Origin of the sequence: Streptomyces sp. NPDC090021 (assembly GCF_044748225.1) — a bacterium.
Taxonomy (GTDB): domain Bacteria; phylum Actinomycetota; class Actinomycetes; order Streptomycetales; family Streptomycetaceae; genus Streptomyces.
This window is the reverse complement of record NZ_JBIVFO010000079.1, coordinates 1-13,728: the sequence shown is the minus strand read 5'-3', so window position 1 is coordinate 13,728 and position 13,728 is coordinate 1. Positions and strand designations below refer to the sequence as shown.

Genomic DNA, 13,728 nt, shown 5'->3' with positions numbered 1-13,728 from the left:
ACACATGCCATTTCCTCCGGCGTCACATGCCCTCAACGACACACCGCACCCACAGGACACGCACCAACAACACCAACCTGACCAAGCCCTACTAGTGCTGTGGCCGGAAAGGTTTGCCGTCTCGCGGCGTCCGGTGCGGTGCATCGCAAGGCGGAGGGCCGCGGCTCGTACTGGACGTACTTCCGTGGTCCGACAACGCGGCGAGGTGCCGTACCGCGCGTCGTGAGGCGGTGAACCCTTCCGGTCACAGCACTGGGAGGCGTGCGGGTCAGGCGGTCAGGAGGCGGTCGACGATCTCCTCGATGCGGGCGCGCAGGCCCTCCTGGCCCTTGCCGCCGTCCAGACGCTCACCGTCGATCACGTACGTCGGCGTGCCGGTCACCCCGATGGCCTTGCCCTCGGCCTGGTCGGCGTCGACGATCAGGATGTGCCGTCCGTCGATCAGGGCGGTGTCGAACTCCTCGACGTCCAGGCCCAGGCCGCGGGCCACGTCCAGCAGCACCGGCTCACCCCGCTCGGCCAGTTCCGCGGTACGGGCCAGCAGGGCCTCCGCGTAGGGCCAGCCCTGCCCCTGCTCGGCGGCCTCCTCGGTGGCCTGCGCGGCGGCGAAGGCGTGCTTGTGCTTCTCCAGGGGGAAGTGGCGCAGCCGGATGTCCAGCCGGTCGCCGTAGCGGGCCCGCAGGGCGCGTACGTCGTCCAGGGCGCGGTGGCAGTCCGGGCACTGCAGGTCGCACCAGACGTCGAGGATCACGGAATCGGTCATACGGACAGTCTCCCAGCCCCCACCCGCCCCACCGACCGGCACCTCGGGGGGAGGCCGACCCCTAGGGGGTTGTCCGGGGATGCCCCAGATCTCCCGGAGATGGGCGCGGGGGAGGCGCGGAGCCTGGCCGCTGCGGCGGCGGACGGTGCACGATGGAGGGAAAGGACGGGACACACCCCTCCGCCGCCGACAGTCCGGAGGACCGCATGCTTGCCGAGACCATTTGCTCCGCGGTGTCCGCGGCGGGCCTGGGCATCGCCGTGGTGACCGCCTACCGCAGGCGGTTCCTGGCCGCCGCGCGGATCGCCGCCTACTCGCTGGTGCCCGTCGGCCTCGTGATGACGGGTGTCGTGGAGTGGCTGACCGGCATCGTCTTCAATCCGACGGTCTGGATCGGCTTCGGGCTGCTGGGGCTGTCCTGGCTGATCCTCTTCACCACCCGAGCCGTCGAGCGGCGCAGCCCGGGCGGGTCCGGGAAGCCCGCGAAGAAGCAGGTGAAGGCGGGCGCGTCCGCGGACTCCGTCGCCCCGGCCGCCTCCAAGCCCTCCCTGGGCACGGCCGCCCCGCCCCGCGGTGACCGGCCGTCCGCCACCCCCGAGGACGACTTCTCCGACATCGAGGCCATCCTCAAGAAGCACGGCATCTGACCGCCGCGTCCGCGGCGCGCGCCGCGGGGGCGGCCTCGGCGTGCGGCGCCGGGCGGCGCGAAGCACGGCGGGCGGGGTGGCGGGAGCGTGATCGCGACACGTCCACGAGATCGAGCGAACTGCCGCGCGAGTGTTGGCGTGTTGAGGGGTGCGGGGCGGCGCGCTGCGCCATCATCGGCGCGACATGTTCGAGACATCGCAGAGTGAACCCGCGGTGCCCGTCGCGGTACCCGACCCCGTCGCCGACGAGCCGCGAGGCTGCCTGTTCGCGCTCTCCCAGCCGCCCCTGATGATCTTCCTAGCGGTGATCGGGATCCTGCTGCTGCTTGCCGCCGTGCACGACCTCTTCCTGCTCTGAGGGTCCCGCGTCGGCCTCCTTGCGGCGGGCCCGGTACGCCGCCACGTGCAGCCGGTTCCCGCAGGTCCGGCTGTCGCAGTAGCGCCGGGAGCGGTTGCGCGAGAGGTCCACGAAGGCGCGCCGGCAGTCGGGGGCCTCGCAGCGGCGCAGCCGCTCCTGCTCGCCGGAGACCACGATGAAGGCCAGGGCCATGCCGCCGTCGGCCGCCAGGTGGTCGCCCACCGACGCGCCGGGCGCGAAGTAGTGCACGTGCCAGTCGTAGCCGTCGTGGTCGGTCAGCTGCGGGGTGGTGCCCGCGGTCGCCACGAGCTCGTTGATCAGCACGGACGCGGCGCGGGCGGTGGGCGCCGCGAAGACCTGGGCGAACTTCGATCGCACGGTCCGGACGCCGGCCAGATCACGGGCGCCGAGCTCGCCGACGTCGCTGATCGAGTACTCCTGGACGAAGCCGCGCAGCGCGCCGATGTCCGAGAGCCCGTCGGGCTGGTCCGGTTCGGCCGCGGTGTTCACCAGCGCGACGACGACGTCGAGCGCGCGACGGGTGTCGTGTGGGATCTGCACGGTGTCTCCCTCGGGGGCCGGGCCTGCGGCGACGGGCGCGCCGCCGATGCCGCCCGACAATAGCCGGTCCCCGCGCAGCACACAGGCGCCATCCTCGCGGGTGGCTTCCGCGGGAACAGCGCCGGCGCAGGCGTATGTGGTTGTCCGCTCCGCACCGTCGCCCCGAGTCGGACGGTGTCGAGCGGCCGTGAGCCTGGCTCAGCTTTCGGCCAGGATGTGGGAGAGCTCCTTGTCGAGGTCGAAGTGCCGGTGCTCGGTCCCGGGTGGGACCGCGGCGTCCGTCCGCTTGAGGAACGACTCCAGGGCTCGGGCGGGTGCTTCGAGAAGCGCTTCTCCCTCCGGTGAGCTCAGGGCGATGCAGACGACGCCCTGACCGTGACTGCGGGAGGGCCAGACGCGGACGTCGCCGGTACCGGTGGGCCGGTGGAGGCCCTCCGCGAGGAGGTCGCGGGCGAACACCCATTCGACCGTCTCCTCGGCGCCGGTGTGGAAGGTGGCGTGCACGGCGTAGGGGTCGGCCGTGTCATACCGCAGGCCCGCGGGAACAGGCAGTGAGGACTCGCTCGACACAACGAGGCGCAGGTGCAGCTCGCAGCTGACCGTGGTGTTCATAAGCGCCAGGGCCTTTCGCTCAGTGTGCGCTCGGGGATTCGCACGTCGGCGAAATCGACATGCCACCTACGGTGTCGTTGTAAACCCCTCTGACCGTTTTGCGGACCTCTGGGTCCCTCGGACGGCGGATCCAAACCATCGTTCCCGTGTGCTTCGGGCTCGGGTAGATTCGACCCATGAATACGGGGAGTGACCGCGGAACGAACGAGTCCGCCGCCGGCGACACCGCCACGGAATCCGCCACGGAATCCGCCACGCGCACCACCGCGCAGGCCGCCGCAGAGGCCTCTGCGGACGCGGCGGAGGAGACGCCGCACGTCTCGAAGGCGCCCGCCTTCATCAAGGCGCGCAGGACCCTGCACCTCAGCTGGCAGGTCGGCGTCTTCGTCGTCGGCCTCGCGGTGATCGTCGCGGGCGCCGCCATGCTCGTCCTGCCCGGCCCGGGCTGGGTGGCGATCTTCGCGGGCCTGGCGATCTGGGCCACCGAGTTCGCCTGGGCCCACCTCGTGCTGCGCTGGACCAAGCGCAAGGTCACCGAGGCCGCCCAGAAGGCGCTCGACCCGGAGGTGCGCCGCCGCAACATCATCCTGACCACCACGGGCCTCGTCATCGCGGGCGCCCTGATCGGCTTCTACCTGTGGAAGTACGGGCTCGTCCTGCCCTGGGACCTCAAGGACCAGTGATGGTCAAAGAGCACCGCTGACATGGGGTAATGTTTGCGGTGCGTCCGGGCGATTAGCTCAGTGGGAGAGCACTTCGTTCACACCGAAGGGGTCACTGGTTCGAACCCAGTATCGCCCACCCGGACCAGAGGCCCGGAGACATTCACCGTCTCCGGGCCTCTGGCGTTCCCGCCCTGCCGCGGCCGCCCTACCGCAGCCGCCCGATCGCGGCCCGCAGCCTGCGGGCCTCCCGCAGGCGCTTCTCGTACGTCGCCCCCACCGCCAGCAGCAGCACGCCCGTCAGGGCCGGCGGCACCCAGCGCGGCAGCGCTCCCGCGACCTGCACCACGTACGGCGCCAGCTCGTGCACCGCCACCGCCGCCAGCACCGCGCCGCCCAGCAGCAGCGGCGCCTGGAGCCGCCGGTGCGCACCCGTCAGCGTCACCGCCAGGGCCGCCGCGCCCAGCACCAGCGGGCGCACCCAGCCCGTGTCCCCCCAGGCCGCCAGCAGGCTCGGCACCAGCGTCGCCGCCAGACCCGGTCCGTACGCCGTCCACGACGAGGCCCGCGCGTCCCGGCGCCGCCGCAGGAAGCCCACCGCGAGGGCGGGTAGCGTGACCGGCAGGGTGTAGGCCTCCGGCGCCGTCACCGCGGCCTCCGCCAGCCGCACCCACGTCGCCGCCACGAACAGCGCACCCGCGGCCCAGCCCAGCACCCGCCGCTCCGGCCGCACCGCGGCGCCTGCGCAGACCACCCCGGCCAGCGCCAGGGCCAGCGCCAGCGTCCCCGGCCGCCCCGCGGACAGGACCAGCGCCAGGACACCCGACACCCCCGCCGCGATCTCCGCCGGCAGCCGTACGGCACCCAGCCGCGCCCCGAGCGCCGCCACCGACGCCGGCACCGCGAGGACCGGCAGCGCCCACCAGACCACCGCCAGGTCCGACACCGCGGCCGCGGCCACCAGCAGCCCCGTCCCGTAGCCGACCGCGCACACGGCCGCCCCCGACCGGGCCCACCGCGCCGCAGGCCCGTACGCCGCTCCCGCGGCGCAGCCCGCCCCCAGCAGCCCCCACACCGCGAAGGTCGCCGCGCGGCCGTCCAGTGCGCCGAGAGACACGTTCGCGGCCCCCGCCAGCGCGCACACCGCCGCAGCGATCCCGGCCCCCCGCGACGGGGGACGCAGGGTCAGTACCCCCGCCGCCCCCGTCACCGCGAGCTGCACGGCGAACACCACCGCCACCGGCAGCCCCAGCAGCACCGGCGCCGTGAACAGGGCCGCCCAGGCCAGGACCACCGCCACGACCGCGGACTCGGGCCGCGCCGACACCCGCGACAGCCACCCCGCCGCCCCCGCCGTCATCAGCAGCGCGACCGCGGCCGACGCCCCCGGACCGTACGGATCCGCCACCGGGGCGGTCGCCGCCCACACCTCGTCCAGCACCCGGAGCCGGGCCACCAGCACCGGCACCACCGCCGCACCCGCCGCCAGAGCGCCCAGGGCGCCCACCGTCGCACCGGCCAGGACCGACCCGCGCCGGACCGCCTCCGGCAGCGCGGGCACCCGCAGCGCCGCCAGCAGCGGCAGACCCACCAGCAGGTGCGCCACCACCGCCCAGCCCGGCTCCAGCTCCGGCCGGGCCACACCGGCCACCGCCACCACCGCCGCCACGGCACCCACCAGCGCGGCCGCCCAGGCGCGCGGTTCCCGCCGGGCCGCCGCCGTACCCAGCGCCGCACCCGCCAGCAGCAGTGCCGCCGGAGCCAGGGCCTGCGCCGCCGACTCCGCCGACCACGAGCGGCCCGCCCCGACGAGCAGTGCCGCCGAGCCCAGCACGGCAGCCGGGACCGCCGCCGCGCGGACCCGCGGCGCCAGCGCCGCGTCCAGCGCCGCCGTCACCAGCAGCGCCCAGCCGAGCCCCAGCGGGCCCGCCTCCCCGGCGACCGCCGCCAGCGGCAGCGGCAGCTGCGCCGCGGCCACCGCCGCCGGCAGCGGGAGCCGCAGCGTGCGCAGCGCCGACCCGTACCCGGCCCACACCGCCGCCAGCACCGCCGCCGCGCCGGCCGCGTACCCGGTGCCGTCCGTGTCCGGCATGCCGACCGCGTACAGCGCGTACGCGTCGAGCACCGTCAGCAGCAGACCCACCGCGGCCACCGACTCCGCCGTCGACCGCAGCCCGCGGCGCAGCAGCACCACGGGTGCGGCCAGCGCCGCCGCCGTCACCACGGCCAGCACCGCCGAGCGCCCGGCGATCCCCATGGATCCCCAGCTGACCAGCGTGAACGCCAGCGCGGCCACGGCCAGCAGCACCGCGCCCAGCGTGAGGAGCACGTTCTGCGCGCTGGGGGCCGAAGCCTCCTTCGCGGGTCCGGCGGACCGGGCGGGCGGGCCGGACGGGCCGGACGGGGCGGGTCCCCAGCGGACCGCCGCCGCGCCCGACTGCTGGAGCAGACGCAGCAGCCAGTCCCGGCGGCCCAGCAAGTACAGGCGCCGGGCATCGAGTTGGGCCAGCTCACGGTCGATGAGCGCCAGCTCTTCGGCCGGCGGCAGAGGCGAGTTCATATGCGGAGTGTGGCCCCCGTCACCCGGTCAGGACATGGGCGGGGGTACTCAAGTACGCACTGAGTACCCCCGGCCGGAGCCCGGCGGGGGAAGCGGTTTGAACCAGCCCCGAGGCTTCTGTATTGTTCAGTGCGTTCCCGGGCGATTAGCTCAGCGGGAGAGCACTTCGTTCACACCGAAGGGGTCACTGGTTCGATCCCAGTATCGCCCACCGGGTCAGGCCGGTCCGTCGATGACGGGCCGGCCTTCCGCATGTCCGGGGCCGCGCCGTCCCGGGGCGGTGACCGCAGAGGTCCGCCGGGTCGCGACGCCCGGACACGGCAAACCCCTACGGCCGCAGCACCTAGGCCGCCGCCGACAGGTCCGGTCGCAGCGGCCAGTGCGGGTCCACCGCCTCCGGGGTCCCCTGCCGCGCGAACCAGGCCTGGAGGCCGCGCGCCTGCGCCGCGTGCCACACCGCCTGGAGCGTGTGCAGTTCGGCCGGCGTCAGCCGTTCCAGCCGCGAGGCGAACCGGCGGCCCACCGCCCGTACGAGCTCCAGCGAGGCCATGGCGTCCGCCGCCGCGTCGTGCGCGCCCTCCAGGTCGATCCCGTAGTGCGCGCACAGGTCCGTCAGCGTCCGGCGGCCCTTGCGGTACCGGTCCAGATGCTTGTCCAGCACCCGCGGATCCAGCACCGTCAGAGGCCGGTTGTCCAGGTACCGCGACAACGACGACGCCCGGTGCCGGCGCAACTCCCGGTCCAGCAGCGTCAGGTCGAACGGAGCGTTCATCACCACCACCGGCCGGCCCGCGACCTGCTGCTCCCCGAGCGCACGGGCTATCTCCTCCACCACCGGCGCCGGCCAGCGCCCGTGACGCTGCAGGTGCTCGTCGGTCAGGCCGTGCACTTCCGTCGCGCCGGGGGGCACCGGAACGCCGGGATTGACCAGCCAACGCGTCGTGCGGACCCGGCCGCCCGCGCACTCCTGCACGATGAGCGCGGCGGACACGATCCGGTCCTGCTCCACGTCCACCCCGGTGGTCTCCGTGTCGAATGCGGCCAGCGGGCCCTCGTACCAGCGTGTCATGGCGAACTCCTCGTCCCCGGTCGGCAGTTGGGGTGCAGCCGGGCGCCGCCGCCTCGGAACGTGCCGCCCCTGCCCGAATCGGTGATACCCGGGCTGTTTGTTCCGTACGCCGTTTGCGGCGACCCGGGTGCGGAGACAACAACCATGGGGGACCGCGCACATGACCGGTCGTCACCCCACCCACCACCCGGAGCAGAGCCCGGAAGGCACGGGGAGCCGGCCATGGCGCTCGCACAGCCCGAACCGGGCGGGGTGCTGGCGGGGCAGATCGATCCGCGGACCGGTACCGGTGCAGGCGCACCGGACGGGACGCGGGCCGTACCGCTGCGCGGCACACTCGCCACCACCGCATGCATGGAGACCCTCCAGGTGGGATACCTGCACGCCGTCGCCGCCGCGGCCGGCTGCTCGCTGTCCCAGCCCTTCCCCGACAACGGCGTCGACTGGCACGTCAGTCACGGCGCCCCCGAGCACGTCGTCGACGACGAGGTCACCGTCAAGGTGCAGTTGAAGGCGACCTACCAGGTACCACCCCGGCCGCCCGGGCCCACCTTCGCCTTCACCCTCGACAACGAGCACCTGGTGAAGCTGGCCCGCACCCCGGTCGCCGTCCACAAGATCCTCGTCGTGATGCTCGTCCCGCGGGAGCGCGACCAGTGGCTCGCCGCCGGACACGACCGGCTCGACCTGCGGCACTGCTGCTACTGGACCAATCTCGCCGGACACCCCGTGACCGGCAGGCGCCGGACCACCGTACGGATCCCCACCGCGCGGATCTTCGACGACCGGGCGCTGTGCGAGATCATGACCCGGGTCGGGTCGGGAGGGACACCCTGATGCACTGGCACCCGCCGAGCCTCGAACCGCTGCTGCCGCCGGACCACGGGAGTCCCGGGCACTTCCCCGACTTCCCCGGCTTCCCGCGCTCCGCCGCGCCCGATCCCGGGCAGGTCGACCCCGCCGTGCTCGGCGCCCTGCTGCACCGGCACGGCTGGCTGCGCCGCGGCGGCGCCGCCGGGCGGTACGGGCGCTGGACACCGCCCGGGCAGGACGGCACCAGCGTGCTCGTCCCCGAGAACCGCGCCTTCCCCGACTGCACCGACCTGCTGGAGGAGGCGCTGACCGCGCTGTCGCGCAGCACGCTCCCGTCGGCGCGGGAGGTGCTCTACGGGCTGAGCGTGCCCAGTGACGAGATCCGCTGGGAGCGGGAGGTCCCGCCGGGGGCGTACGGGCTCGGCGGCGAAGCGGCCTGGACGGCGCAGGAGCAACTGCGCTCGGCCGCCCGGCAACTGCTGCTGGCGGGGGCGCTCGCGGCCCGGGCCAGGGCCGGCTACTACGGCGCCCGGCACCGCGCGCAGGCCGAACGGGTCCTGGACGCGGTCCTGGTGGGGCCGCAGCCGGGCGGCCGGCAGCTGAGCGCGTACGTGCCGGTGGACGGTGGGCGGGGCACCGTGACGCGGTTGCACCACGCGCTGCACGCGGCCCGCGAGGCCGTGGACTACCAGCGGGCCACCGGCGGGATGGAGGCCTTCGACGCCGCCGTCGCGGCAGGGGTCAGCCGGGAGCTCGCCGAGGCGCTGATCGCGCTGGTGCGGGGCTCGGAGGGCGCCCGTGTCGCACTCGCCTGGGCGCCGGCGGCGGGGGTCCCGGCGGGCTGCGCGGCCCGGCCGGAGCCGGTGGAGTTCTCCCCGGGCGACCTGCCGGTCCTGCGGGAGGCGGCCGCGCGCTACACCCGCGACGAGCCGGCCGTACAGGTGCGGGTCGCGGGGGCGGTGGTCCGGATGCGGCGCTCGGCCCCGGGAGGCGGGGGCACGGTGCGGCTGCGGGTCCTGGCCGGGGCGGAGGTCCCGTACGTACGCGCCGCGCTCGACGAGGAGGCGTACCGGGTGGCCGGCCACGCGCACCTGGTGGGCCTGCCGATCCGGATCAGCGGACGGCTGCAGCGCCGGGGCGGCTTCCGCCGGCTCACCGATGCCACGGACGTGAGCCCCGTCCCGCTGGACGAGGTCGAGCGGGACCGCCTCATGAAGTCCCTGGACGAGTCCCTCGACCCTGCGGACGTGCTGCCGTCGGACGACTGAAGGAGGCCATGACCAGACCGGGGGCGGGGGAGAAGTCCGGGCCGCGGGTGAAGCCGAGCGCCTCGTAGAGCCGGACGGCCGGGGTGTTGGCCGCTCCGGTGGTCACCCGGACCGGGCGGCCGGGGAAGAGCTCGGCCAGGGCGTGGCCCAGCAGCAGGGAGGCGACGCCCCGGCGGAAGAAGGCGGGAGCCACGCAGAGCCGGTCGATGGAGACGCCTGTGCCGATCCCGGTGCCGGTGCTGGTGCCGTCGTGCGGTTCCTCCTCCCAGGCGAGGAACCCGGCCAGCTCCCCGTCCCCGGAGACGGCCCCGACCCAGTGCAGTGCCTGCGCGCGCATCTCGGCGAGGCTCTCGCGCAGGGCGGGGATCCCGTCGAAGCCGATCAGCTCCGCCTCGACGGCGTACGCGGCCCGGCCGATCCGGTGCACGGCGACGGCGGTGGCGTCGTCGGCCAGGTCCAGGCGGCGGATCTGCGGGCTCGGCATACGGGTCCCTCCGGGGGCTGGGGCGGCCCCTCACGCTACCGGCACCCTCCGCGGGCGCCACCGAATTTCCCACCGGCGGACGCGGCACCCCTCCGGGGCTTCGCGGGTGGCGGCGGGGCTTCGGACGGGCGGCCCGCGCCTGCGGGGCGCGGCGGTGGCTTCGGTGCGGGGCGGCACCCCTCCGGGGGCGTCTGCTCGGCTCGCGAACCCCGAGCGCGACCGGCCTGTCACCCGGTGGTGGGTTCGCTCGACCTGCGGGGACGCCCCGGAGCGTCCCCACCCCACGGCCGGGGTTTCCACGCCCCGGGGGACCCCGCCCCGCGCCCCGCCTGCGGTTGCCCGCGCCGGGCCGGAGCCCGCGCCGGGCCGGAGCCCGCGCCGGGCCGGAGCCCGCGCCGGGCCGGAGCCCGCGCCGGGCCGGAGCCCGCGCCGGGCCGGAGCCCGGGTCCGGCCGGGGTTTCGGGTGGGGTGGGGGCGCACCGGGATCTCCCCGCAGGCCGAGCGAACCCACCGCTGAGCGGCGGGCCGGTCCCGCCAGGGTTCGCGAGCCGAGGAGAGGTCCCGGGGGGACCCCGGCCCACGCCCCGCCTGCGGTTGCCCGCGTCCGGCCGGAGCCCGGGCCGTGCCGTGCCTCGGGCCCCGCCGCACGCGCCGCCTGCGGCTGTCCAGGGGAAGGGACGGGGGCCGGGCGGAGCCCGGGAGTAACCGTTTAGCGGCGCAGCCACTCGGCTCGGTACGATTCACGCGCGCGGCGTTCGCTCGCGCATCCCCTGAGTCAGGAGTGACCGGTGTCAGACGTCCGTGTGATCATCCAACGCGATTCCGAGCGGGACGAGCGCGTGGTGGCCACGGGCACTACGGCGGCGGAGCTCTTCGCCGGCGAGCGCACCATCGTCGCCGCCCGGGTCGCGGGCGAGCTCAAGGACCTCGCCTACGAGGTGCGGGACGGCGAGACCGTCGAGCCGGTGGAGATCTCCTCCGAGGACGGCCTCAACATCCTGCGCCACTCGACCGCGCACGTGATGGCGCAGGCCGTGCAGGAGCTGTTCCCCGAGGCCAAGCTCGGCATCGGCCCGCCGGTCCGGGACGGCTTCTACTACGACTTCGACGTGGCCCGGCCCTTCACCCCGGAGGACCTCAAGGCCGTCGAGAAGAAGATGCAGGAGATCCAGAAGCGCGGCCAGCGCTTCTCCCGCCGCGTCGTCACCGACGAGGCGGCCCGCGAGGAGCTCGCGGACGAGCCGTACAAGCTGGAGCTCATCGGCATCAAGGGCTCCGCGTCCACCGACGACGGCGCGAACGTCGAGGTGGGCGGCGGTGAGCTGACCATCTACGACAACCTGGACGCCAAGACCGGCGAGCTGTGCTGGAAGGACCTCTGCCGCGGTCCCCACCTGCCCACCACCCGCACCATCCCGGCGTTCAAGCTCATGCGCAACGCCGCCGCGTACTGGCGCGGCAGCGAGAAGAACCCGATGCTCCAGCGCATCTACGGCACCGCGTGGCCGTCGAAGGAGGAGCTGAAGGCCCACCTCGACTTCCTCGCCGAGGCCGAGAAGCGCGACCACCGCAAGCTCGGCAACGAGCTCGACCTCTTCTCCATCCCGGACGAGATCGGCTCCGGCCTCGCCGTCTTCCACCCGCGCGGCGGCATCATCCGCCGGGTCATGGAGGACTACTCGCGCCGCCGGCACGAGGAGGAGGGCTACGAGTTCGTCTACTCGCCGCACGCCACCAAGGGCGCCCTCTTCGAGAAGAGCGGGCACCTGGACTGGTACGCGGAGGGCATGTACCCCCCCATGCAGCTCGACGGTGGTACCGACTACTACCTCAAGCCCATGAACTGCCCGATGCACAACCTGATCTTCGACGCGCGCGGCCGCTCCTACCGCGAGCTGCCGCTGCGCCTGTTCGAGTTCGGCACCGTGTACCGGTACGAGAAGTCCGGCGTCGTGCACGGCCTGACCCGTGCCCGCGGCTTCACCCAGGACGACGCGCACATCTACTGCACCCGTGAGCAGATGGCGGAGGAGCTCGACCGCACCCTCACCTTCGTGCTGAACCTGCTGCGCGACTACGGTCTGACCGACTTCTACCTGGAGCTGTCCACCAAGGACCCGGAGAAGTTCGTCGGCTCGGACGAGGTCTGGGAGGAGGCCACCGCGGTCCTCCAGCAGGTCGCCGAGAAGCAGGGCCTCCCGCTGACCCCCGACCCGGGCGGCGCCGCCTTCTACGGTCCGAAGATCTCCGTGCAGGCACGCGACGCCATCGGCCGCACCTGGCAGATGTCGACCGTGCAGCTGGACTTCAACCTGCCGGAGCGCTTCAACCTGGAGTACACCGCCCCGGACGGCTCCCGCCAGCGGCCGGTCATGATCCACCGTGCCCTGTTCGGCTCGATCGAGCGGTTCTTCGCCGTGCTCCTGGAGCACTACGCGGGTGCCATGCCGCCGTGGCTGGCCCCGGTCCAGGCCGTCGGCATCCCGATCGGCGACGGGCACGTCGAGTACCTGCAGGAGTTCGCCGCCGCGGCGAAGAAGCAGGGCCTGCGGGTGGAGGTGGACGCCTCCTCCGACCGAATGCAGAAGAAGATCCGCAACCACCAGAAGCTCAAGGTCCCGTTCATGATCATCGTCGGTGACGAGGACATGGCCGCGGGCACCGTCTCCTTCCGCTACCGCGACGGTTCGCAGGAGAACGGCATCCCCAAGGACGAGGCGCTGGCCAAGCTGGCGAAGGTCGTCGCGGACCGCGTCCAGGTCTGATCCGTACGGTGCGGGCCCCCGGAAAGTGATCACTTTCCGGGGGCCTTCCTCGTCCGCACGGGCAAGGTCATATGCTGCATGCCATGACGACTGAGCCGGAGCAGCAGATCGGGGTCGGCACGCAGGACGCGTTCCAGCGGCTGTGGACGCCCCACCGGATGGCCTACATCCAAGGGGAGAACAAGCCGACCGGCCCGGAGGCCGGGGACGGCTGCCCCTTCTGCGGGATTCCGGAGATGTCCGACCAGGACGGCCTGGTCGTGGCACGGGGCGAGCACGTGTACGCCGTGCTGAACCTCTACCCGTACAACGGCGGCCACCTGATGGTGGTCCCCTACCGGCACGTCGCCGACTACACCGAGCTCGACGCCCCGGAGACGGCCGAGCTGGCCGACCTCACGAAGCGGGCGATGACGGCGCTCCGCAAGGCCTCGGGTGCCCACGGCTTCAACATCGGCATGAACCAGGGCGCGGCGGCCGGCGCCGGCATCGCCGCCCACCTGCACCAGCACATCGTGCCCCGCTGGGGCGGCGACACGAACTTCATGCCGGTGGTCGGTCACACCAAGGTGCTGCCCCAACTCCTGGCGGATACGCGCCAGATGCTCGCCGACGCCTGGCCCCAGGGCTGAACCCTACGAGGCGCGCCCCGCGCGCCGGGCCCGCAGCTCGGCCTCGACGTCGAACTCCCTCAGGTTCAGGGGAGGGCCCGGCGGGGGCATCCGCAGGGCCGCCCGGATCTTCTCGTTCACCTCGGTGAGCAGGGCCCGCGCCTCGCGCTCCGTGCGCGCCGCCGCAGCCGCCCCGCGGGCGTCCTCGGCCTCCTTGCGCAGCGCGAGCGCAGGCGGGAGGGCGGCGAAGCCCTCCCGGTGCATCTTGTCCCGGATCCACCACAGCTCGTCGTACGGGGCATCGAGCGAGGCCATCGGCTTGCCGAAGCCGGGCAGCTCCTTGAAGTCGCCGCGTGCGGTGGCCTGCCTGATCTGCCGGTCCACGAAGGACTCGAAGTCCACGCCAGGCGGTTTGCGCTCGGTCACGGTTGCCTCCTCGGGCCGTCTCCTCGTCCCTCCACCCTAGGGCCTGTATTGAGTTGCCCCGCGGCGTCGCGACGCCCGGCACGCACCCTCGGCGCACGAGCCGAATGTCCTAGTAGCTCCGCTACGAGG

Annotated in this window: 14 protein-coding genes and 2 tRNA genes; 9 read left to right on the top strand and 7 right to left on the bottom strand. The window is 73.9% G+C overall.

The features are described 5' to 3' along the window. Positions 1-268: 268 nt before the first annotated feature. Positions 269-763 carry a DsbA family protein gene (locus ACIPXC_RS34590; RefSeq protein ID WP_401626353.1) on the bottom strand — a complete coding sequence of 165 codons (495 nt, stop codon included), beginning with the start codon at positions 761-763 and terminating at the stop codon, positions 269-271. A gap of 206 nt (positions 764-969) precedes the next feature. Between ACIPXC_RS34590 and ACIPXC_RS34585 the strand changes: the two genes are divergently transcribed. Beyond that, positions 970-1,410, top strand: a complete 441-nt coding sequence (locus ACIPXC_RS34585; protein ID WP_401626350.1) for a hypothetical protein — start codon at positions 970-972, stop codon at positions 1,408-1,410. A 184-nt stretch (positions 1,411-1,594) separates the two neighbouring features. Continuing rightward, positions 1,595-1,768 carry a hypothetical protein gene (locus ACIPXC_RS34580; protein WP_401626348.1) on the top strand — a complete coding sequence of 58 codons (174 nt, stop codon included), beginning with the start codon at positions 1,595-1,597 and terminating at the stop codon, positions 1,766-1,768. Here the strand turns inward: ACIPXC_RS34580 and ACIPXC_RS34575 are convergent. Together ACIPXC_RS34575 and ACIPXC_RS34570 are read right to left on the bottom strand one after the other, a co-directional pair. Further along, on the bottom strand, positions 1,709-2,329 hold the full coding sequence (locus ACIPXC_RS34575) for a CGNR zinc finger domain-containing protein (RefSeq protein WP_401626345.1): 621 nt from the start codon (positions 2,327-2,329) through the stop codon (positions 1,709-1,711). The two genes, ACIPXC_RS34580 and ACIPXC_RS34575, sit on opposite strands and share 60 nt — an antisense overlap. Before the next feature lie 198 nt (positions 2,330-2,527). Then, complete coding sequence (locus ACIPXC_RS34570) at positions 2,528-2,941, bottom strand: SsgA family sporulation/cell division regulator (RefSeq protein WP_030011909.1); 414 nt, start codon at positions 2,939-2,941, stop codon at positions 2,528-2,530. 176 nt (positions 2,942-3,117) lie between these two features. On the opposite strand from ACIPXC_RS34570, the gene ACIPXC_RS34565 reads away from it, so the two are divergent. Further along, on the top strand, positions 3,118-3,624 hold the full coding sequence (locus tag ACIPXC_RS34565; RefSeq protein WP_401626342.1) for a TIGR02611 family protein: 507 nt from the start codon (positions 3,118-3,120) through the stop codon (positions 3,622-3,624). A gap of 46 nt (positions 3,625-3,670) precedes the next feature. After that, positions 3,671-3,742 (top strand) — tRNA-Val (locus ACIPXC_RS34560). 69 nt (positions 3,743-3,811) lie between these two features. Here the strand turns inward: ACIPXC_RS34560 and ACIPXC_RS34555 are convergent. Then, positions 3,812-6,163, bottom strand: a complete 2,352-nt coding sequence (locus ACIPXC_RS34555) for an SCO7613 C-terminal domain-containing membrane protein (protein ID WP_401626339.1) — start codon at positions 6,161-6,163, stop codon at positions 3,812-3,814. 139 nt (positions 6,164-6,302) lie between these two features. Between ACIPXC_RS34555 and ACIPXC_RS34550 the strand changes: the two genes are divergently transcribed. Then, positions 6,303-6,374, top strand: a tRNA-Val gene (locus ACIPXC_RS34550). Between the two features lie 132 nt (positions 6,375-6,506). Here ACIPXC_RS34550 and ACIPXC_RS34545 read toward each other — a convergent pair. Next, a complete protein-coding gene (locus ACIPXC_RS34545; RefSeq protein WP_030963316.1) occupies positions 6,507-7,232 on the bottom strand; it encodes a 3'-5' exonuclease in 726 nt (241 codons plus the stop codon). Positions 7,233-7,454: 222 nt separating this feature from the next. Here ACIPXC_RS34545 and ACIPXC_RS34540 point away from each other — a divergent pair, with 222 nt between their 5' ends. Continuing rightward, positions 7,455-8,069: a DUF4365 domain-containing protein gene (locus tag ACIPXC_RS34540; RefSeq protein ID WP_030963318.1), complete on the top strand. Its 615-nt coding sequence runs from the start codon at positions 7,455-7,457 to the stop codon at positions 8,067-8,069. Further along, positions 8,069-9,313, top strand: coding sequence for a hypothetical protein (locus ACIPXC_RS34535; RefSeq protein ID WP_401626335.1), 1,245 nt, complete (start codon positions 8,069-8,071; stop codon positions 9,311-9,313). The genes ACIPXC_RS34540 and ACIPXC_RS34535 overlap by 1 nt, the downstream gene beginning before the upstream one ends. Here the strand turns inward: ACIPXC_RS34535 and ACIPXC_RS34530 are convergent. Then, positions 9,255-9,797: a GNAT family N-acetyltransferase gene (locus ACIPXC_RS34530; RefSeq protein WP_401626332.1), complete on the bottom strand. Its 543-nt coding sequence runs from the start codon at positions 9,795-9,797 to the stop codon at positions 9,255-9,257. The two genes, ACIPXC_RS34535 and ACIPXC_RS34530, sit on opposite strands and share 59 nt — an antisense overlap. Positions 9,798-10,585: 788 nt before the next feature. On the opposite strand from ACIPXC_RS34530, the gene thrS reads away from it, so the two are divergent. Together thrS and ACIPXC_RS34520 are read left to right on the top strand one after the other, a co-directional pair. After that, positions 10,586-12,562: a threonine--tRNA ligase gene (gene thrS, locus ACIPXC_RS34525; RefSeq protein WP_401626330.1), complete on the top strand. Its 1,977-nt coding sequence runs from the start codon at positions 10,586-10,588 to the stop codon at positions 12,560-12,562. Positions 12,563-12,633: 71 nt separating this feature from the next. Next, the gene (locus ACIPXC_RS34520; RefSeq protein ID WP_401626328.1) at positions 12,634-13,194 is read left to right on the top strand and encodes an HIT family protein; all 561 of its coding nucleotides are present in this window, start codon (positions 12,634-12,636) and stop codon (positions 13,192-13,194) included. A gap of 3 nt (positions 13,195-13,197) precedes the next feature. Here ACIPXC_RS34520 and ACIPXC_RS34515 read toward each other — a convergent pair whose 3' ends face one another. Further along, positions 13,198-13,599 (bottom strand): DUF1992 domain-containing protein, encoded by a 402-nt coding sequence (locus ACIPXC_RS34515; protein WP_401626325.1) that lies wholly within the window; start codon positions 13,597-13,599, stop codon positions 13,198-13,200. Positions 13,600-13,728 lie beyond the last annotated feature (129 nt).

Excerpts from the sequence above, each read along its gene's own strand:
- ACIPXC_RS34585 (WP_401626350.1), top strand. The coding sequence starts at position 970 with ATGCTTGCCGAGACCATTTGCTCCGCGGTGTCCGCGGCGGGCCTGGGC.
- ACIPXC_RS34565 (WP_401626342.1), top strand. The coding sequence starts at position 3,118 with ATGAATACGGGGAGTGACCGCGGAACGAACGAGTCCGCCGCCGGCGAC.
- ACIPXC_RS34570 (WP_030011909.1), bottom strand. The coding sequence starts at position 2,941 with ATGAACACCACGGTCAGCTGCGAGCTGCACCTGCGCCTCGTTGTGTCG.
- ACIPXC_RS34580 (WP_401626348.1), top strand. The coding sequence starts at position 1,595 with ATGTTCGAGACATCGCAGAGTGAACCCGCGGTGCCCGTCGCGGTACCC.
- ACIPXC_RS34530 (WP_401626332.1), bottom strand. The coding sequence starts at position 9,797 with ATGCCGAGCCCGCAGATCCGCCGCCTGGACCTGGCCGACGACGCCACC.
- ACIPXC_RS34590 (WP_401626353.1), bottom strand. The coding sequence starts at position 763 with ATGACCGATTCCGTGATCCTCGACGTCTGGTGCGACCTGCAGTGCCCG.
- ACIPXC_RS34555 (WP_401626339.1), bottom strand. The coding sequence starts at position 6,163 with ATGAACTCGCCTCTGCCGCCGGCCGAAGAGCTGGCGCTCATCGACCGT.
- ACIPXC_RS34535 (WP_401626335.1), top strand. The coding sequence starts at position 8,069 with ATGCACTGGCACCCGCCGAGCCTCGAACCGCTGCTGCCGCCGGACCAC.
- ACIPXC_RS34545 (WP_030963316.1), bottom strand. The coding sequence starts at position 7,232 with ATGACACGCTGGTACGAGGGCCCGCTGGCCGCATTCGACACGGAGACC.
- ACIPXC_RS34520 (WP_401626328.1), top strand. The coding sequence starts at position 12,634 with ATGCTGCATGCCATGACGACTGAGCCGGAGCAGCAGATCGGGGTCGGC.
- ACIPXC_RS34540 (WP_030963318.1), top strand. The coding sequence starts at position 7,455 with ATGGCGCTCGCACAGCCCGAACCGGGCGGGGTGCTGGCGGGGCAGATC.